This window comes from Pseudomonas viridiflava (assembly GCF_003702045.1).
GTDB lineage: Bacteria > Pseudomonadota > Gammaproteobacteria > Pseudomonadales > Pseudomonadaceae > Aquipseudomonas > Aquipseudomonas viridiflava_C.
The window spans coordinates 1-21203 of the sequence record NZ_RBTP01000052.1 but is presented as its reverse complement, the minus strand read 5'-3'; the positions used below and the strand labels follow the sequence as shown (position 1 = coordinate 21203).

Below are 21203 nucleotides of genomic sequence, written 5' to 3'. Positions count from 1 at the left end.
TTCGATCAGGTTATTGAGGGTGCGGTGTTCGACCATCACGCCTTTCGGCTGGCCGGTGGAGCCGGAGGTGTAGATTACGTAGGCCAAATGCGCGGAAGTCAGACCCGCGACCTGCGGGTTGTCCTGACACTCAGGCCACTGCGGCCGGTCGAAGGCAATGACCGGCACCGACAGCTCGGGCACCCGGCTCAGCAATGCCTGCTGGGTCAGCACCACCTTGGGCGCGCTGTCGGTCAACAGATAATTAATGCGCTCGTCGGGGTGCGACGGGTCCACCGGTACGTATCCCGCGCCGGCCTTGAGCACGGCCAGCATGGCGACCAGCGTGTCCAGGCCACGACGGGCCATGACCGCAACGCGGTCGTCCATGCGTACGCCCAGGCTGATCAGGTGATGAGCCAGGGCGTTGGCGCGGTGATTCAACTCGTCGTAACGCAGCGCCTGCTCACCCACCTGGGCTGCGATGAATTCAGGTCGCTCCAGAGCCTGTCGCTCAATACGCTGCTGCAACGTCAGCCCGCCGTCGAAGTCAGCCTGACAGGCATTGAAGTGCTCCAGCAGGCGGGTGCGTTCGTCGAGTGGCACGATGTCGATCTGTTCGGCCGTGGTCTGCGGCGATTGCTCCAGCGCCTCCAGCAGATGGTCCATTGCGCGTTGCAGATAAGCGCAGATGCGCTGCGGATCGATGTCGGGAGTCGTCTGCGCCGTGAGGCTGAAGGCTTCACCCAGATCATCGACGCTGATGACCAGCGGGTAGTTGCTGCGCTCCTGGGCATGCAACACCTGGATGCCTTGCCATGTATCGCCAGACGCCTGCGCCCCGGCACTGTGGCGATAATTGAGCAACGCATTGAACAGCGGCGTGGGCGCTGCAACGCCGCTGCAACGCTGGGCCAGCGCCAGCGGTGCGTGTTCGTGGCGCATCAGCGTGGTCAGCCGCTGATGGGTGGCGCGGATCGCTGTACGCAGGTCCTGATCGCCCAGGTCCAGACGCAGCGGCAGCGTATTGATGAAGATGCCCAGCGCCCGTTCGGTGGCTTCGGCGCCCAGCAGGCGGCCCATCAACACCGTGCCGAATACCACACGCTGGCGACCGGTCAGGCCCGCCAGCACGCGGGCCCAGCCCAGGTGAAACAGGCTGGCAACGCTGACGCCGAGGGTGCGTGCCTGAGCGCGCAAACGCAGGCAGAACCCAGGGTCCAGCGCCAGCGTATATTCACCGATGTCGTCGCCTTCCCCACTGAGGTCTTGCAGGTCGTACGCCAGGGTCGGCTCGTCCAGATCGGCCAGCATGCTGCGGAAAAACGCTTCATGCTCAGCCTCGCTGACGCCCAGCAAGGCCTGAGCCACGTATTTGCGAAACGGTACAGGCGTACCCAGCGCCTCAGCCTGGCCCGACAGGCACGCCTGGATTTCATGGCGGACCACCTCAAGTGCGCTGTGGTCCATCGCGATGTGGTGGAACACCAGAGTCGCCTTGATCCCGTTTTCAGTGCCCTGATGGCAGATCAGACGGATCAGCGGAGCCTGGCCCAGATCCAGCATAAGGGCCGCTGCACTCGGCAGGGTATCGACCACCAGCTCGGCGTGACGCCAGACCACTTGCACCGGGGTATCCAGCCCTTCCCAGTGAACCGAGGTGCGCAGGATGTCGTGCCGAGCCACGACCGTCTGCAGTGCCAGGGCGAAGGCATCGAGCCTTTCGCGGTCTGCAAAGGCGAACTCCACACGCATGACGTAAGGGTCACCGTGAGTCGCCGTGACGTGGTGATACAGAATGCCCTGCTGCAACGGTGCCAGAGGATAGATGTCCTGCACATTGGCGGCACCGCCGGGTACGGACCGGACCAACTGATCGATGGCTGCCTGGTCGAGCTCGACCAGGGTCAGCATCTGCGGCGTGATGTAAGTGCAGTCGCCAGGAATGCCGTTTTCGGGAAAGGTTTGCGTGCCACGCCGGGTGGTCAGTGCATCCCCTTGTTCGAGGCGTTCGATCAGAGCCGGTTTGTGTTCGCGCAGGCTGTCCAGCAAGCTTTTATCCGTCAGCGCGCGGCGATTGCCCTGCACCGCCAGTTGACCGTCCTTGACCGTCAGGTGGATGCCGTGAGCCTTGAGTGTCGCCAAAAGTTCGTTGATGCTCACAGGATGATCTCCATGTTCTCTGTGATAGCTGCGTAGCCCGCCAGCGTTGGGTGTTCGAACAGCGCGCGGACGTCGGCTTCAAGCCCTTCCTGACGCAAGCGTGCGGTCAGGCTGACGGCCAGGAGCGAATGGCCACCCAGTTCGAAGAAATTGTCGTGACGGCCCACGTGCTCGACACCCAGCAGTTCGCTCCAGAGGTCGGCGAGCAGGGTTTCCATCTCACCTTCAGGGGCTTCATAGGGACGGGATAACAGCGCGTCGGTCCCCGGAACCGGCAGCGCCTTGCGATCCAGCTTGCCGTTAGGGCTCAGCGGCCATGCATCCAGGTGTACGTAAAGCGCGGGGACCATGTAGTCCGGCAGGTGCTTGCGGACCTCGTCACGCAACGCCTCGACGGATTGCTGTGCGCCGGTGTAATACGCCACCAGCCGTTGACCGCCCGGCTGCTCGTTGCGCACCAGCACCACTGCCTGCTGAATACCGGGGTGGCGGATCAGGCAGGCTTCGATGTCTCCGGGTTCGATACGCAGCCCGTTGATTTTCACCTGATCGTCGTTGCGCCCCAGGAACTCCAGGTTGCCATCTGCTTGCTGGCGGACCAGATCGCCACTGCGATAGAGCCGATCACCGTCGACAAACGGGCTATTGATGAAGCGGTCGGCCTGTTGTTGCGGCAGGTTGAGGTAGCCACGGGTGACACCGGCACCGCCAATGTGCAGGTGACCGATCACGCCTTGTGGCACCGGCTGGTCATGCGCATCCAGCACGTACAGACGTGTATTGCTGATCGGGCGACCGATCGGCAGTGTCGTTTCCGGCAACGGCATGTGCGGGTCCAGCGTCCAGACGCTGCAATCCACGGTGGTTTCCGTCGGCCCGTAAACGTTGTGCAGGCGCGCCCACGGGAGGCGTTGACGTACCTGCTCGGCCAATGCGGCCGTCAGCTCGCCGCCGCCGCAAACGATATCGGTCAGGCTGTGGCACTGGGCACTGTCGGGCAGCTCAAGGAATTGCTGGAGCAGTACCGGGACGAACTGCACCACACTGACGTGCCGTTCACGGATCAGGCGAGCGAGATACGCCGGATCACGCTGCCCATCGGGACGCGCGAGCACCAGCGGCAAGCCACTGCACAATGGCCAGAAGATTTCCCAGACTGATGCGTCGAAACTGATCGGCGTCTTGTGTAGCAGCGCGCCATGCGGTGTTGCAGGGCATAGCAATGAACCCCACTGAACCAGATTCGCCACGTTTCGATGCTCGACCATCACCCCTTTGGGCGTGCCGGTCGAACCGGATGTGTAGATGACATAAGCCAGATGATGCGACGTCAGACCGCGCACTTCAGGGTTTTCGATGCGTTGCGCGTTCCAGGTGGTGCTATCGATATCGATGCGCAGCGCTTGCTCACCTTCGAGCAGCGCGCCGGTTGAAGCCTGCACCAGCAACACGTTCGGCGCGCTGTCTTTGAGCATGTAGTGCAGGCGTTCGCGCGGGTAGCCCGGGTCGAGAGGCACGTAAGCCCCGCCCGCTTTGAGGATTGCCAGCAGCCCCATGATCATGGACGCGCCACGTTCGACGCAAATCGCCACACGGTCGTCAGGTTTTACGCCCAGGTCGACGAGATGATGGGCCAGTGCATTGGCCTGCTCGTTGAGTTCACGCCAGGTCAACTGCACGCCTTCGGCCAGAACGGCGACTGCTTGAGGTGTGCGGGCAACCTGGGCCTCGAACAGACCTTGCAGGGTGTGTTTCAAATTGTGATCGGTGGCTGTGGCATTGAAGCCTTCGAGCAATTGCTGACGCTCACGGGCTTCAAGCACTGGCAAACTCAGTAACGGCAGATCGGGCTGAGCGTCCAGCGCATCGACCAGACCCGTCAGCGTCTGCTGCATGTAACCGCAGATACGCTGGGCTCCTACCTGAGGGGCCACGGTGACGGACAGGCGCAGAGACTCGCCCAGATCGTCGACATTGAGGCTCAGCGGGTAATTGGTGTGTTTCTCACTGGCCAGAATCTCCAGCCCGCTCCAGGCATCATGCTGTGCGTCCTGTCGCGCCTGCCCGGCGCTGTGCCGATAGTTGAGGATGGCACTGAACAGTGGCGACGAGGTGCCAATGCCGCTAAACCGTTGGGCCTGTGCCAGAGACGCATGTTCATGCCCCAACAGTGCCGCGAGACGGGCATGCGTAGCGCGTGCAGCGTCCCGGACGCTGACATGATTCAGATCCACCCGCACCGGCAGGGTATTGATGAACATGCCCATACCGCGATCCGCCCCGGCACCGCCTTGCAGACGCCCGAGCAGGACCGTACCAAACACCACGCGGTCGTTGCCGGTGGCTGCCGCCAGAACCCGACCCCAGGCCAGGTGGAACAGGCTGGCGACACTGACGCCCAGTTGCCGTGCCTGACTGCGCAGGCGTCGAACCAGCTCGTCGGGCAGTGTTTGCTGGTTTTCCTCGATGCGGCTTCCATCGCCCTGTACGTCGCGAAGACCGAAAGGCAGGGTAGGCTCGTCGATATCGCCCAGCTCTTCGCGGAAGTAGGCCTCGTGCTCGGCCTCGCTGACGCCCAGGCGTGCCTGGGCCACGTAGTTACGGTAGGGAACGGCAGGCTGCGTGGTGTCAGGGTCGCCGCGCAAGTGGCTGAGTATCTCCTCGCGCATAACCTCAAGCGCTGTGGCGTCGACGACGATGTGGTGAAACAGCAGCGTGGCAGAAACACTGTCACAGGACGGATTCAGGCTGTAATCCAGACGAATCAGCGGCGCCTGACCAAGGTCCATCGGCGCCGGGCTGGCCTGATCGGCCACTTTTTCGACACGCAACTGCGCCTGCCGCCACACCACCTGCTGGGGGGCTTCCAGGCCCTCCCAAATCACGGCCGTGCGAAGGCTGTCGTGGCGCGCGATGACTTTGTTCAACGCCGCGGCAATGGTTTGCAAGCGCTCCATACTGTCGAAGTTCAAGCGCAACTGCAGCAGGTAAGGGTCGTTCTGCTGCGCGGTCAGGTTGTGGTAAAGAATGCCTTCCTGCAGCGGCGCCAGCGGATAGATTTCCTGCACGTTGCCTGCACCGCCCGGCACGGTCGCCACCACGCGGTCGATGGCCGCCTGATCGAGACGCGTCAGGCTCAGCATGTCTGGGGTGATGCGAGTGCAGCCAGCGGGCACGTTATTGGCCGGCACGACAATTTCCCGCCCGGTACCGACCGACGCTGCCAGTGCGGCCACATTCGGTTGACCGAGCAGCACGCGCACATCGGCATTCAGACCGGCATTGCGCATGAGCTCCACCAGGTTGACCGCAAGCAGCGAATGACCGCCCAGCTCAAAGAAGTTGTCATGACGCCCTACCCGTTCCACACCGAGCACCTGGGCCCAGAGGCTGGCAATGATGACCTCGGTTTCGCCCTGCGGGGCTTCGTAGAGGGTGGCCGTCAGATCGCAAAGCTCAGGGTCGGGCAAGGCGCGGCGGTCGAGTTTGCCGTGACTGGTCAGCGGCAACGTGTCCAGGCACATGAACGCCAGCGGCACCATGTAGCCGGGCAACAGATCCAGCAGCGCCTGACGCAGCACGTCCGGCTCCACGGCAGACGCCTCGGTGAACCAAGCCAACAGACGCCCGTTACGCACCAGCACCACCGCGTCTTTGACACCAGGCTGGCTGGCGAGCGCCGTCTCGATCTCGCCCAGTTCGATGCGAATGCCACGAATCTTGACCTGTTCGTCGTTGCGGCCTACGTAATCCAGCGTGCCATCGGCATTCCAGCGCACCAGGTCGCCACTGCGATACATCCTGGCCTGACTGTGCGCACTGAACGGATCGCTGATAAAAAGCGCTTGCGTCAACTCCAGTCGATTCAGATAGCCACGAGCAACGCCTGCACCACCGATGTAAAGCTCACCCACCACCCCGACAGGCACCGGCTGAAGTTGCTCGTCCAGCACGTACAGACGGGCGTTGGCGACAGGCCTGCCAATGTGCAAGGCGGCGCCGGGAAATACGCGTCCGGAAGTGACCAGGATGGTGGTTTCCGTCGGGCCGTAATTGTTGATCACGTCGAAACCGGGGTCTTTGTCAAACTGACGCAGCCGATCTCCGCCCGTCAATAACGTGCGCAAGGTCGGGTGCTGACGCGCTCGGCCGAACGCCTGCTCGGCCACTGGTGTGGGCAGGAAACTGACTTGTAGAGGCTGCTCCAGCCACCAGTCGAGCAGCTCGTCGACAAATTCGTTGCTCACGTCGGCAGGGGGCAAATGCAACACCCCACCGGCATAGAGGGTGGGCCAGACTTCCCAGGCCATCGCATCGAAGCCAAAGCCGGCCATGCTGCTGGTACGGCTGCCCACCTGAAGGTCGAACGCCTGGCAATGCCACTGCACCAGATTGGTCAGGGTGCGGTGTTCAACCATGACGCCTTTCGGCTGGCCGGTGGAGCCCGAGGTGTAGATGACATAAGCCAGATTGCCCTCGCGAAGGCCCGCTACGTGGGGGTTGCCTTCAGGCGCTTCGTGCCAGGTGCTGTGGTCCAGGTTCACTTGAAACACATCACCCACCAGATGGGCCGTCGAATCTTCCGTCATTACGGCACGAGGCGCGCTGTCTTCCAGCAAAAACGCAATACGGTCGGGCGGGTAGACCGGGTCTACCGGAACGTAAGCCGCTCCGGCCTTGAGGATGGCGAGCATGCCTACCAGCCGGCCCGGTCCACGACTCAGGCACAGGGCGATTCTTTCATCGGGCTTCACGCCAAGGCCGATCAGATGGTGCGCGAGACGGTTGGCCGCGTTGTTGAGTTCGGCGTAGGTCAGGGCATATTCACCCTGAATGACCGCCTCGACCTGCGGGTGGCTGGCAGCCCGGGACTCGACATACGCATGCATCGTCAGGCCGTCAGAAACCCTGCCTGTGTTGGCATTGGAGCTGGTCAGCAGTCGGTCGCGCTCTGCGGTGTCAAGAATCGACAGGCGTTGCAGTGGCTCAGGCAACGCCTGTTCGAGCGACACCACCAGGCCCGCCAGCGCGTTAAGCATCCAGCCTGCGATGCGCTCGGCGCCCATGCCTTGCCGGGACAGCACATGCATGTCAAAACCGTCGCCCAGGTCATCCACGCTCAGGGTCAGCGGGTAGTTGCTGCGCACTTCACCGCCCAGCACGCGTACGCCTTGCCACACTCCTTCGCCATCGCGAGGACGCACGCCGGCGCTGTGACGATAGTTGAGCAACGCGCTGAACAGTGGCGAGCCTGAGGCTACGCCGCTGCAACGTTGAGCCAGCACCAGCGAGGCGTGCTCATGGGCAATCAGGGCTGACAGCCGGGTATGCACGGCTTTGACGGCATGGCGGGCGCTGCGGGTGGTATCGACACGCAGCGGCAAGGTATTGATGAAAACCCCGAGCGCATGATCGGCACCCTCGCCGCCCTGCATGCGGCCCAACAGCACGGTGCCGAACACCACGTCACGACGGTTGGCGATCACGCCCAGCACACGCGCCCAGGCAGTGTGCATCAAGCTTGCCGCGCTGACGCCCAACTGCCGGGCCTGCTCGCGCAGACGCAGCGCCAGATCGGCGTCGAGTACCCGTCGGGCCTGCTCTATGTCACCGCCATCGGAACGCACGTCCTGCACCCCGAACGGCAAGGTGGGTTCATCAACGTCACCCAGCATGTCGCTGAAAAACGCTTCGTGCCGTGCCTCATCGTTGGCCATGCGTACATGTGCAACGTAGTTACGGTAAGGCACCGGCTCGGTCAGCGCCGTCTGCGGATCAAGCAGCAGCGCGCCCATTTCCCGGGTGACGATCTCCATCGCGGCGTTGTCAAGCACCATGTGATGGAACAACAGGACAGCCGCCACCTCGCCATTGTCCGGGTCTTGGGTATGGACCAGCCGCATCAACGGTGCCTGAGACAGATCAACGCGATGATGACGGGCATCGAATCGCTGATGCAGACGATCCATGACGCTGGCCCCGGTGTTTTCTTCAGCGCCCCCGTCGGCGTCGAGACTGACGGACCGCACGACCAGATCGGCCTTGCGCCAGACCACCTGCTGTGGATGCTCAAGCCCCTCCCAGACGACGGCGGTGCGCAAAATATCGTGGCGATCAATGACCTTTTGCAGTGCCTCGGCCCACGTGTGCAGACGCACCAGGCTGTCGAAGGCCAGGCGCCATTGCAGCAAGTAGGGGTCGCCCTGCGCGGCAGACAGATGGTGGTAGAGAATCCCTTCCTGGAGCGGTGCCAAAGGATAGATTTCCTGCACGTTGGCAGCACCGCCCGGCACGCTGGCGACGATACGATCGATGGCCGGCTGATCCAGACGGCTCAGGCTCAGCATGTGCGGGGTGATGCGTTCGCAGCCCGGTGGCACCGCATTGGGCGGAACCGCAAACGCACGCGCATCGTCTTTGCTTGCTGCCAACGCGGCAATGGTGGGTTGCGACAGCAGCACATGCACATCAGCGTTCAGGCTGGCCGCGCGCAAACGCTCGACCAGCTTGATGGCCAGCAACGAATGACCGCCCAGCTCGAAGAAATTGTCGTGGCGTCCTACTCGCTCCACGCCCAGTACCTGCGCCCAGACAGCGGCCATAGCGATTTCAGCCTCACCGACGGGCGCCTCGTAAGCGTGACCGAGCAGATACGCCGGGTCCGGGTCGGGTAATGCACGACGGTCCAGCTTGCCGTTGCCCGTCAGTGGCAGAACATCAAGCCGGGTGAAGGCTCGCGGCACCATGTACGCAGGCAATCTGGCCCGCAGAGCTTGCCGAAGGTCATCCGTGTCGACCGCTGTCGTGTCGGTGAACCAGGCCAGCAGGTGTTCGTCGCGCACCAGCACCACGGCCTCCTTGACGCCCGCCTGGCTGGCGATGACCGCTTCGATTTCACCGGGCTCGATGCGCATGCCACGAATCTTGATCTGGTCGTCGTTGCGGCCCTGGTATTCCAGGGTACCGTCGGCATTCCAGCGCACCAGATCGCCGCTGCGGTACATGCGCGCCTGCGGTTTTTTGCTGAAAGGATCGGCCAGGAAACGCTCTTCAGTCATTTGCGGCCGGTTCAGATAGCCTCGGGCGACGCCCGAACCGCCGATGTACAGCTCGCCCGTTACACCGACCGGCATTGGCTGAAGTCGCTCATCCAGCACGTAAATATGCGTGTTAGCGATGGGACGACCAATGTGCAGCGTCGCATTGGCTCGCACTTCACCTGACGTGGCAACGACCGTGGTTTCGGTGGGACCGTAGTTATTGACGACTGCGTAACGTCGGTTTTCAGCGAACTGACGAAGACGGTCGCCCCCGATCAGCAGCGTGCGCAGGGTCGGATGGTCTTCGTCGAGGCTGAAGGCGTACTCGGCGATAGGCGTAGGCAGGAAGCTGACATCAAGGGGCTGGGCGCGCCACCAGCGCAACAGGGCGTCGATGTCTTCGCCGCCTTCCTGAACAGGCGCCAGATGCAGGGTCGCGCCCGCACACAGGGTTGGCCAGACCTCCCAGGCCATCGCATCGAACCCGAACCCCGCCAGACACGAGGCATGCCCGCCTGCGCCCAGCTTGAACGCTTCGCAATGCCAGTCCACCAAATTGGCAAGCATCCGGTGCTCCACCATGACGCCTTTGGGCTGACCCGTGGACCCGGAGGTGTAAATCACGTACGCCAGATGGTGACTGCCCAGTGCAACAATATCTGGGTTGGTGTCGGAGCCGCGATCCTCATGGCAACCGTCCAGCTCAATGATCATCTGCGTCAGGGCTGGCAGGCGCTCACGCAGGTTCGCACGCGTCAGAACAGCCACCGGGGCACTGTCGTTCAACAGATAAGCCAGTCGCTCGCGTGGATGGGCCGGGTCGATGGGCACATAGGCCGCGCCTGCCTTCAGTACAGCCAGCAGGCTGACTACGGTGTCCAGCCCACGCCGGGAAACCACGGCCACACGGTCGTCCGCACCGATGCCCGTCTCTATCAGACGCTGAGCAAGGCTGTTGGCGCTGCGGTTGAGCTGTCGATAGGTCAGGCTCTGCCCGTCAAAGACCGCCGCCACGGTATCCGGGCACATGAGGGCATACTGCTCGATGCGCCGATGAATCAGCTGCTCGCTTGCACACGCCACACGGGTGTCGTTCCAGCGCTCCAGTTGACGATGTTCGGCAGGCGTCAGTAAATCGAAGCCTTCGGCGTGAAGCGTGGGGGTTTCCAGCGCCTGCTCGATGATCTGCAACACACGCTCGCCAATCGCTTGGGCTTCAGCGTCATCGAACCACGCGCGGTGATGAACCACGTGTAGCCATGCCTGATCGCTGAACCGATTGGTGCGCAGGTGAACGGCCAGCGGAGTGGCCTCATACCCGTTGGACACCTTCACGGCATGCGCCTGAGCATCGCCGAAACGGTGGTCATGGTCGTCCTGCTCGTAGGACACCGAGACCTCAAACAGCTGCGCCCGGTCCTCACGGGAGACGCCCAGGGTGCGATTGAGTTCGCTCAACGGGAAACGCTGGTGGCGAAAGTCACGCTTGAGGCTGTCACGCACGTTCGTGACCAGCGTTGTGAAATCCAGACCCTGCGCAAAGGCCATGCGCACTGCGCTGACCTGAGCGAAATGCCCCAGCGTGGCTTTGAAGCGGGCGCCGGTGCGATTGAGCAGCGGCAGCCCCACCACCCAGTCGTCACGTTGTGCAGTGCGGGTGAAGTAGATATGCAGGGCAGCCAGCAAAACATGGAACGCTGTGGCACCACAGCGCTCGGCGAATTGGTTCATGCGCACGTGTAATGCAGTTGGAAAGGCCTGTACCGAACTGTGGGACGGCGCGGGGTCGGTCGATCTGCGGTTGTGGTAACGGGACACCAGCAGTGGCTCCGGCAGATCCCGGTACTTTTCCTGCCAGTAGGCCTTGTCACGGGCGTAGCGAGGTGAGTCGTGGTAACGCGCGTCGTCATTGATGAAATCGCGGTACGACGGCCCCTGAAAATCGAGGCTGCTGCCCTGCGAAAGCGCGGTGTAGTGCTCGGCCAGCGACTTGAGGAGTTGCCCAAAGCCCCAGCCGTCCAGGATCAGGTGATGGGCCTGAATGCCCAGCCAATACTGATTCTCGTCCAGGCGTACCAGACAAAAGCTAAACAGCGGGCTGCCATCCAGCGCATAAGGCCGCTGCATCCGCTCGCTTATCAATCGCTCTGCGACCTCGATGCACTCGGGATGCTTGCGCAGATCGTGCATCGGTACGGACACCGGCATGAAGTCGGCGTAACGCTGCATGGGCAAGCCATCGAGGCCAGCACCTGGCAACAACACGGTGCGCAAGCCATCATGGGCCGCCACAAGCTGTTCAACCGCTCGCTGCATCCGTTCAGGATCGAGGTGGCCGACCAGCTTGACGTAGCCGCCGACATTATAAAGAGGCGAATCACCACAACTGATCTGGTCGAGCCAGATGTCACGTTGGGCAGCGGTCAGGGGGAACAGGTCGACGGCCGACATGGCTCAAGATCCTTCTTGGCAAATAAGTCGGGAATTGAAGCATTGGCCTATTGCCAGTGTCTGTCCCATTTAACCCGGACGCTGGCTCATGGCCATCACTCGTAGACTAGCCGTAGACGCTACGCGCCCTCCGGGGGATGATCCCCGATACAACGCGCGCAGGCTTTAGTTGCACCACGTCATGAACGAGGTACAAATCCTGTCCCTGTTTTCTACTACAGACGTCCGATAGAACCTTCGGTTGAATACCCTTGGCTAGCCTTACACCCGTTGTTACCCAGCGAGGAATCAATACCGGACCCTCTACGCTGGGTCAGAATCAAGGAGGACGACAGATGAAACAGACACGCGCGCCGAATGCCGGCCATGACCCCCGCTTCTATCTGCAACTGGGTGAACTGGTTTCAAGCACAGGCAGCTCGTCCTTTGCCGAACAGATGCTGCAGCTCGTTGACTCCCGTGTCCCCGTCCAGGGTCTTGATCTAAGCGAGTGGACACTTGACGTAGCACAATCGCGGGTCGATCAGATCACCCGCCTTGGCGGTGCAGGTCTGCAACACGATATCTGTGCGTCTGACTCCCTGCGCCAGTCGCTCTTGCAAAGCATCGTCCACATGGAGGACTCGTTGCTTGTACAAACCAGCACGCCGGTCAGCCAGAAATATCCACGACGCAATGTGCATGCGTGCAGCCTGGTGTCCAGCCGTGGCGACCTGCGACGAATCATCTGCTTCTATCGTCTCGCAAGCGCGAAAGCGTTCTCGTTGAGTGAGTTGTCCATGCTCAAGAGTTTGTCGGACACTCTGCTGCCACTGGTGGAGCACCATGCGCAGCTGCTTGCACAGGTGGGCACCGAGAAGATGGAATCGGAACCCGGGTCGCTGGACGAAGCCTTTAGCGGACGCTTGGCGCAGGACGCAATCACACTGTCTGCCCGTGAGCAGGAGGTGTGCCTGGGCTTGCTGACCGGCGGTTCTGTCGCGGAGATGGCACGCCGACTGAACGTCAAGAACAGCTCGGTGGAAACCTACCTGAAGCGTGCGACCGCAAAGCTTGGTGTCAGTGGTCGCCACAGCCTGGCGAGATGGATGGCAGGCCCATGAGCCAGACGTATTTGCGGCACTGATCAAAGGAAAGGGCCATGACGCATCAGCGCATGGCCCTTTTTCATGATCTGGTGCTTATCAGTTCAAGCGAAATGCAATCACGCTATCGCCCAGCGTCGTGCCAAGGGATCCGTGGCCGCCAGCGGAAATGATCACGTACTGCTTGCCATCACTGCCGGTGTAGGTCGAAGGCGTGGCCTGCCCGCCCGCCGGCAACTCGTACTGCCAAAGCAGCTCGCCGGTGTTCACGTCATAGGCACGGATAAAGTTGTCGGCCGTTGCACCCTGAAAGATCACGCCGCCCGCGGTGATCAACGGACCGCCATGCGCCACCATGCCCATCGGGAAGCCGATCGGAAAACGGTCTGCCATGAAACTGGTCTTCAGGTTCTTGGTCGTGCCGACCCGACGTGTCCACTCGGTCTTGCCGGTGTTCAGGTCCACGCCCACCATGCTGCCCCACGGCGGCGCGTTGCAAGGGATGCCCAGGCCTGATGCCAGCCGCGAGATGCGGATGGCGTAATCGCCGTTGAAGTTCTCGTTCCAGTACGGCTTGCCATCCTTGGTGAACAGGCGTTTGTCCTGCTCCTGTGCGGGGCGCTTGATCAGGTTGTAGATGTAGGCCAGACGCACAGGGGTCGCCACCAGAACCTGCCGGTCCGGATCGACAGCCACCGAACCCCAGTTGAACACGCCGATATTACCGGGGTAAATCAGCGAGCCCGACTCAGTGGCCGGTGTCCACGGATTGCCGTCGTAGTGCAGCGTATTGAAGGTGGTGCGGCACGCCATTTGATCGAACGGCGTTACGCCCCACATCGATTTTTCGGTCAGGGGCGGCGGAATGAAATGGATGCTTGAAACCGGCTGTGTTGGCGCAAAACGCTCACCCGGCACGCCGCCGGTGGTGGAAACCTTGACCTGATCCACTGGCATGATCGGCTCACCCGTCAACCGATTGAGCACAAAGATGTTGCCCACCTTGGTCGGCAACAGCAGCGCGGGTTGCTGGCTGCCCGGCTTGCCCAGATCAAGCAGCGAGGGTTGAGAGGGATTGTCCCGGTCCCACAAATCATTGTTGGAGGTCTGAAACTTCCATTTGAATGCGCCGGTTTTCAGATCCAGCGCCACCAGTGCGTCACGCAATTGCTCGGTATTGCTTTTCGGATCGCGACGCGTGCCGGTTTCGTCAGGCGAAGCATTGCCGAATGGCACATACACCAGGCCGTTTTTCAAGTCGGCACTCAGCGTGGCCCATGCCACGGGGGTGTCCTGCGCATAGACGTGCTCCGCCGAAACAGGCGCGGTGTCTTGCGGGTTTTCGGGATCGAAGTTCCAGACCAGTGCGCCGGTGACCGCGTTGTAGGCGCGAATCACGCCAGACGGATTACCCTGGTCATAACCGTTGTCCATCACCGAACCACCGAGCACGATGAGATCGCCCGCCACCAATGGCGCAGCAGTCTGCATCAGCGCGTGAGGGCGAATCTGGCCCATGTTGTTGCGCAGATCGACCACGCCCCCGGTGCCAAAATCGCCGCAAAGCTTGCCGGTGTCGGCGTCGAGCGCGACCAGTCTGGCGTCGGCGGTCGCCATGATGATGCGTTTTTCGCACTGCGCTGGCGAGGCTGTCTGACCGGCTGGCGCTGCGTAGTAGCTGACACCACGGCAGGTCTGATGCTGCTGCAGGTAAGACCGGGTTTTCTCCGGCGTGTATTTCCAGTCCAGCTTGCCGGTTTCCGGGTTCAGGGCATGCACTTCGTTATGGGGTGTGCATACATAAACGCGATTATTGACCTTCAACGGCGTGGCCTCGAAGGTGTACTCACCGGCATCCTTGTCCGCGTCACGCAGATCACCGGTGTGGTATTCCCAGGCCCGCGACAGTTTGCCGATGGTCTGCGGGTTGATCTGATCCAGGCTTGAGAACCGCTGACCACTCGGGGTGCCGCCGTAGGCCACCCACTCATTGCCGGCGACCTCGGCGCTGCGTGAAGCGGTCGAAGTGCCGATCTGGCCTTTCACTGCATAGGGGTCGTAGAACATCAGCGCAATGACGATCAGCGCCATGATGCCAACCGTCGCGCCCAGAAAAGGGTGAAACCCGCGATTGCTACCGGTATGACTGCGCGACAGCGGGCGCACGATCCACGGCATTGCCAGCCAAAAACCGATCAGTGCGAACAGGTCACCTCGAGGAATCCACTGCCACTTATCGAAACCGACTTCATAGACGATCCAAAGTAGTACTCCCCACATCAACAGCGCGTAGAGGGTCAGCGCTGATTTACGTTTCAGGAACACCAACACCGCGGTAGCCAGCACGCCCAGGGCGATCACTGAATAGGCCGGGGAGCCTCCCACTGCTACCAACTGGGCTCCCATATATAGCAGCGCAATGCTCAGTATCGCCATCACGATACCTGTCGCTCTTAAAATCATCGTCCTTGTCCTGTCTTGTTATGTGATGAAACCGTGTGTTGGACGCGTGTCCGGGTAAGAACCGCGCAACCTTCGCAATTGAAGGCTCGTCCTTGTGGGATCGGTTCGTAGCAAAGAAGCGAACCGGGTCATAGACCGGGGCCGCGATGAAAGATGTCGGTGTGCCAAGGCTTCGCCGCAAGGGCGCGCGGGACCCACGCCTTTAGTTGTCTGACGACATACCTGTTCAGCACTAGGTGCAGTAAAGCGGTTTATAGTCGTCTTGGCAACACTCAGCCGCCTGGGTCAGCCTCTGCGGGTCGCATCGTCCAGCGCCAGGATGGTGTGCGCGTTGGTCACAGTAGTAGCGAGGGTGTTGATGACACCGGAACGCAACGCGCCCAGCGTCGCCGCCGCCTTGGTGTTTTCGCTGGCGATGGCTACTACGTCTGGAATGCGAAACAGTTCCTGCACCGTCAGCCCGATCACCCTGCCCTGAATGGCATTGATCGCAGGCTTGCCGTGAATGTCGATGAAGTCGTAGCCCATCATGTCGCCCACCGTGCCGGACAACCGCGCCTGGGCGATTTCCTGCGGCGAGAACCAGCCCATGCGCACCATGTTGCTGTTCTCGCTCATGTCGCCAATGCCGATCAGGGCAATGTCTGCGCGACGAGCACGGTCCAGGGTAGAGCGCACGGTATCGTTATTGATCAGCACCCCGCGCAGTTCAGGATTGGCGACCAGTGCAGGCGCATACAGGCTTTCGCTTTCACCCCCAAAGCGCAGCGCCAGACGCCGGCAGATATGATCGGGGTTCATGTACTCACCCGCCTTGAGCGAGCCACCGATGGCGCAGACAAACGTGCAATTGCGCGTGACGGGCAAAAATACATTGTCCGCGACCGCACCGACATTTCGGCCCATGCCCACAGCGACGATCATGCCGTCGCCCAGGGTTTTATTCAGGTAGTTGGCCACCAGGCTGGCAACCGCCGAGCGTTGGGTATCGGGGTCGCTGTGATCGACTGCAATCAGGGCGCGGTCCAGCTGAAAACGCTCGACCAGCGCCTGCTCGAGTTCGTTGTTCATCGCCGGATGCTGCAGCACACGCACTTCGACAATGCCTTCGTCGCGTGCGCGCTTGAGCAAACGACTGACTTTTGCGCGGGACAGGTCGAAACGTTTGGCAATGGCTTCCTGAGTGACGTTCTCGAGGTAATAAAGCATTGCGACCTCGGTCATCAGATCGATGTCACTGGCCATGCGCTGGTTACTGTCACTCATGTGGACGGGCTTCCGTTTCGACGTCAAAGGCGCATTCTCCCTACTCCCGGCCCCCTGCGTCCACTACTGATGCCCGTCGCGCTCGATGGCGCTGATGCGGTCGACCTTGGCACCCGAGCGCGCCGCTTCGAACTCCGACTCCAGGAACGACTTGACGATGCTTTTCGCAAGCTCCGCGCCAATCACCCGCGCACCGATGGACAGAATCTGCGCGTCATTGCTCTTGCGTGCCCGCTCTGCCGAATAGGTGTCGTGAGCCTGCGCCGCGCGAATGCCCAGCACTTTATTGGCAGAGATCGCCATGCCGATTCCCGTGCCGCACACCAATATGCCCAATCGCTGCTGCCCGGCATTGATGGCGGTCGCCACGGCAAGGGCAATGTCCGGATACAGCACCGGGGCCGTTGAGTGGGTGCCGAAGTCGGTTACGGGGTGACCAAGCGCTTCGATGTGCCGCTTCAACAACTCCTTGAGCTCATAACCCGCTTCATCGCATCCGATAGCCACCGGAAAAAGTGTGTTCATGGCGTTTGGCTCCACTGCCGGGTCACTTATGACTGACCAAATGTTCAATCGGTGAAATTCCGATCAGTTATTTCTCAGATATTCACGCAATCCTGTCAAGCATGTTTTGGAGCGACATTCAAACGCGCGCTTAAAAACCCACTATTACGCAGCAATACGGGGGATTAAAAAATATCAAGGAAAGACATTGACTGAACAGAATTTCATTTGATACACATATGCTCACTGAGCCACACCAGTGCACCTAATAAGAATTCACAGCACGAGGACACGCCAATGGCCACGCCATTACTGCTCCAGGCTGAACACGTCGCCAAGGCCTACGCGGGCATTCCTGCCCTGCGTGATGGTCGCCTATCGTTGCGCGCAGGCAGTGTTCACGCGCTGTGCGGCGGTAACGGCGCAGGCAAATCCACCTTCCTCAGCATCCTCATGGGCATCACTCAGCGTGACGCAGGCTCCATTCTGCTCAACGGCCATCCGGTGCAGTTCAACCGACCCGGCGATGCACTGGCAGCGGGTATCGCGATGATCACCCAAGAGCTTGAGCCCATCCCGTACATGACCGTCGCCGAAAACATCTGGCTGGGCCGCGAGCCTCGCCGGGCCGGTTGCATCGTTGACACGCGTGAGCTCAACCGGCGCACTCGCCAACTGCTTGAAAGCCTGGAATTCGAGGTCGAGGCCACCAGCCCCATGCATCGCCTGAGCGTGGCGCAGATTCAACTGGTGGAAATCGCCAAGGCCTTCAGTCATGACTGCGAAGTCATGATCATGGATGAGCCCACCTCGGCCATCGGCGAGCGCGAAGCGCAAACGCTGTTCAAGGCGATTCGACGCTTGACCGCCCGAGGGGCCGGCATCGTCTATGTCTCGCACCGACTCAGCGAGCTGGCGCAGATTGCCGATGACTACACCATCTTCCGTGACGGAGCCTTCGTCGAAACCGGCCGCATGGCCGATATCGATCGGGCGCATCTGGTGCGCGGCATCGTCGGTCAGGAGTTGACGCGCATCGACCACAAGGTGGGGCGCGAATGCGCTGCAGAGTGCTGCCTGAACGTGGACGGCTTGAGTCGCCACGGCGAGTTCCAGGACATCAGCCTGCAATTGCGTCAGGGCGAGATCCTCGGCATCTACGGTCTGATGGGTTCCGGGCGAAGCGAATTTCTCAATTGCATTTATGGGCTGACCATACCCGACTCAGGCACCGTCACTTTGCAAGGCAAGCCCATGCCGGTAGGCCTGCCGAAGGCGACGATACGCGCGGGCATGTCTCTGGTGACTGAAGACCGTAAGGACAGCGGCCTGGTGTTGAGCAGCAGCATTCTCTCCAACATCGCCCTGTCGGCGTACAACCGATTGTCGAACTGGTCGCTGATCGATGCGCGCAAGGAAACCCGACTGGCCGAAGACATGGTCAAACGCCTGCAGATCAAGACCACGTCACTGGACCTGCCCGTGGCCTCCATGAGCGGCGGCAACCAACAAAAAGTAGTCCTGGCCAAATGCCTGTCCACCGAGCCCGTTTGCCTGCTGTGCGATGAACCGACCCGGGGCATCGACGAAGGCGCCAAACAGGAGATTTATCACTTGCTGGACCAGTTCGTGCGAGCCGGTGGCGCTGCCATCGTGGTGTCGTCGGAAGCGCCAGAGCTGTTGCGCCTGAGTGACCGTATTGCCGTCTTCAAGGCCGGAAAGCTGGTGACCATCAGCAGCGACACCGACCTTTCCCAGGAAGCCCTGTTGAGTCTTGCCTCATGAATGCCAAAACCGTGACCGCGCCCGTTACCGCCGCACCCCGAAGCCGCCTGCGTCTGTCTCTGGATCGCTTCGGCCTGCCGCTGGTGTTCATTCTGCTGTGCCTCGTGATGGCGTTCTCCAGCGAATACTTCATGACCTGGCGCAACTGGATGGACATCCTGCGCCAGACCTCCATCAACGGCATTCTTGCAGTCGGTATGACCTACGTGATCCTGACCAAGGGCATCGACCTCTCGGTCGGCTCGATTCTGGCGTTCGCCGGACTGTGCAGTGCGCTGGTTGCGACCCAGGGCTACGGCCTGCTGGCGGCGGTCAGCGCGGGGATGTTTGCCGGTGCGATGCTGGGTGTGGTCAACGGTTTCATGGTCGCCAATCTGTCGATCCCCCCCTTTGTCGCGACCCTGGGCATGCTCAGTATCGCCCGCGGCATGACTTTCATCCTCAACGACGGCAGCCCTGTGACCGACCTGCCCGACGCCTATCTGGCGCTGGGTACCGGGCGAATAGGCCCGATTGGCGTGCCCATCATCATCTTTGCCGTGGTGGCGCTGATTTTCTGGATGGTGCTGCGCTACACCACGTACGGCCGTTATGTGTACGCGGTGGGGGGCAACGAGAAAAGCGCCCGCACCTCGGGCATCGGGGTGCGCAAGGTGATGTTCTCGGTGTACGTGGTTTCCGGGCTGCTGGCGGGCCTTGCAGGGGTGGTGCTGTCGGCGCGCACCACCTCCGCCCTGCCCCAGGCCGGCATGTCGTATGAACTGGACGCCATCGCGGCCGTCGTCATCGGCGGCACCAGCCTATCGGGCGGCACAGGCAGCATCGTCGGCACGTTGTTCGGCGCGTTGTTGATTGGCGTGATCAACAACGGCCTGAACCTGCTCGGCGTGTCCTCCTATTACCAGCAGGTCGCCAAGGGCCTGATCATCGTGTTCGCAGTACTGATCGACGTGTGGCGCAAGAAAAAACGCTAATCGCTTTTCCTCTGAATGAACGACTGACTACAACAATAACGGAGTTCTCATCATGAAATTCGGCACATCCCTAGCCGCTGTCGCGGCGCTCTCCCTGCTCGCCAGCAGTATCACCCTGGCGGCTGACGGCAAGACCTACAAAATAGGCGCTGCGGTCTACGGCCTCAAAGGCCAGTTCATGCAGAACTGGGTTCGCGAGCTTAAACAGCACCCGGCGGTCAAGGATGGCACCGTCCAGATCACTGTGTTCGACGGTAACTATGACGCGTTGACCCAGAACAACCAGATCGAAACCATGATCACCCAGCACTACGATGCGATCATCTTTGTGCCCATCGACACCAAGGCGGGAGTCGGCACTGTGGCTCGGGCGATGGAAAATGACATTCCGGTCATCGCGTCCAACACCCGCGTGGCCGGCACCAAAGTGCCCTACGTCGGCAACGATGACGTCGAGGGTGGACGGCTCCAGGCCCAGGCGATGGTCGACAAGATCAAGGGCAAGGGTAACGTGGTGATCATTCAGGGACCGATCGGCCAGTCAGCGCAGATCGACCGTGAAAAAGGCGAGATGGAAGTCCTGAAGAAACACCCCGACATAAAGATTATCGAAATGAAGACCGCCAACTGGTCACGTGCCGAAGCATTGGCCCTGACCGAAGACTGGCTCAACGCCCACCCCAATGGCGGCATCTCCGGAATCATCGCGCAAAACGACGACATGGCCCTCGGCGCCTTGCAAGCCGTCAAATCCCGTGGCCTGACGCCTGCCGAAGTGCCCGTCACGTCCATCGACGGCATGCCGGATGCCATTCAGGCGGCCAAGAAAAACGAAGTGACCACCTTCCTTCAAGACGCACAGGCCCAATCCCAAGGCGCGCTGGACGTCGCCCTGCGCGCCTTGGCAGGCAAGGATTACAAGCCGCAGTCGGTGATCTGGGAGCGCTACGCCAAGGACGTGAAATGGGGGGATGGCACCGACAAGAACTACATCCTGCCGTGGGTGCCGGTGACTGATGCCAACGCCGATGCGCTCTACCAACAGGTAAGTGGCGGGAAGTAACCCCCTGATACCCATACAGCGCGGGCTCAGGGAGCGAGCTTGCTCGCTCCCACGGAGATGCGTGTACAAGCCCACAACACAGGAGTCATGTTCATGTCTGGATTCTGGAATCAGGCGTTCGACCTTACCGGCAAGTGCGCCGTGATTACTGGCGGGGCCGCCGGGATCGGTCTGGCCTGCGCCAGCCTGCTGGTGGAGCGTGGCGCACGGGTTGCGCTGCTTGACCGGGACCCTGCGGTGGTGGAAGTGGCTGCGAAGCTGGGCGACGGCCATCTTGGCATTGCAGCGGACTTGCGCCAGCTCGATCAGGTGCAACACAGCATTGACCGCATCTTCGATCACTTCAAGCGGCTGGATTACCTGATCAACAGTGCAGGCGTTGCCCTGCTGGACAAGGCTGTCGATGTGACCGAAGACGCCTGGGACACGA

General features: G+C 61.3%; 10 protein-coding genes. 5 read left to right on the top strand and 5 right to left on the bottom strand.

All coding sequences use genetic code 11. The annotated features are described in order from the left end of the window. Positions 1-2142, bottom strand: a 2142-nt coding sequence (locus ALP40_RS16605) for a condensation domain-containing protein (protein ID WP_147478335.1), incomplete at its 3' end; no start/stop codon positions are given. Next, positions 2139-11633, bottom strand: a complete 9495-nt coding sequence (locus ALP40_RS16600; RefSeq protein ID WP_122209319.1) for a non-ribosomal peptide synthetase — start codon at positions 11631-11633, stop codon at positions 2139-2141. The genes ALP40_RS16605 and ALP40_RS16600, both read right to left, overlap by 4 nt. Positions 11634-11968: 335 nt before the next feature. On the opposite strand from ALP40_RS16600, the gene ALP40_RS16595 reads away from it, so the two are divergent. Beyond that, the gene (locus ALP40_RS16595) at positions 11969-12736 is read left to right on the top strand and encodes a helix-turn-helix transcriptional regulator (RefSeq protein WP_122209318.1); all 768 of its coding nucleotides are present in this window, start codon (positions 11969-11971) and stop codon (positions 12734-12736) included. Between the two features lie 81 nt (positions 12737-12817). Here the strand turns inward: ALP40_RS16595 and ALP40_RS16590 are convergent, their stop codons facing one another. From ALP40_RS16590 to rpiB, 3 genes are all read right to left on the bottom strand, one after another. Continuing rightward, entirely contained in the window at positions 12818-15181 is a 2364-nt protein-coding gene (locus tag ALP40_RS16590) for a membrane-bound PQQ-dependent dehydrogenase, glucose/quinate/shikimate family (RefSeq protein ID WP_122209317.1), read from the bottom strand. A 285-nt stretch (positions 15182-15466) separates the two neighbouring features. Next, complete coding sequence (locus tag ALP40_RS16585; RefSeq protein WP_122209316.1) at positions 15467-16447, bottom strand: sugar-binding transcriptional regulator; 981 nt, start codon at positions 16445-16447, stop codon at positions 15467-15469. 63 nt (positions 16448-16510) lie between these two features. Then, positions 16511-16972 (bottom strand): ribose 5-phosphate isomerase B, encoded by a 462-nt coding sequence (gene rpiB / locus ALP40_RS16580; protein WP_122209315.1) that lies wholly within the window; start codon positions 16970-16972, stop codon positions 16511-16513. Between the two features lie 276 nt (positions 16973-17248). Between rpiB and ALP40_RS16575 the strand changes: the two genes are divergently transcribed. From ALP40_RS16575 to ALP40_RS16560, 4 genes are all read left to right on the top strand, one after another. Further along, positions 17249-18736 carry a sugar ABC transporter ATP-binding protein gene (locus ALP40_RS16575; RefSeq protein WP_122209314.1) on the top strand — a complete coding sequence of 496 codons (1488 nt, stop codon included), beginning with the start codon at positions 17249-17251 and terminating at the stop codon, positions 18734-18736. Then, positions 18733-19710 (top strand): ABC transporter permease, encoded by a 978-nt coding sequence (locus ALP40_RS16570; RefSeq protein WP_122209313.1) that lies wholly within the window; start codon positions 18733-18735, stop codon positions 19708-19710. The genes ALP40_RS16575 and ALP40_RS16570 overlap by 4 nt, the downstream gene beginning before the upstream one ends. Positions 19711-19762: 52 nt before the next feature. Then, a complete protein-coding gene (locus tag ALP40_RS16565; RefSeq protein WP_122209312.1) occupies positions 19763-20773 on the top strand; it encodes a substrate-binding domain-containing protein in 1011 nt (336 codons plus the stop codon). Between the two features lie 93 nt (positions 20774-20866). Next, a partial coding sequence (locus ALP40_RS16560; protein WP_122209311.1) for an SDR family NAD(P)-dependent oxidoreductase occupies positions 20867-21203 on the top strand: 337 nt, incomplete at its 3' end.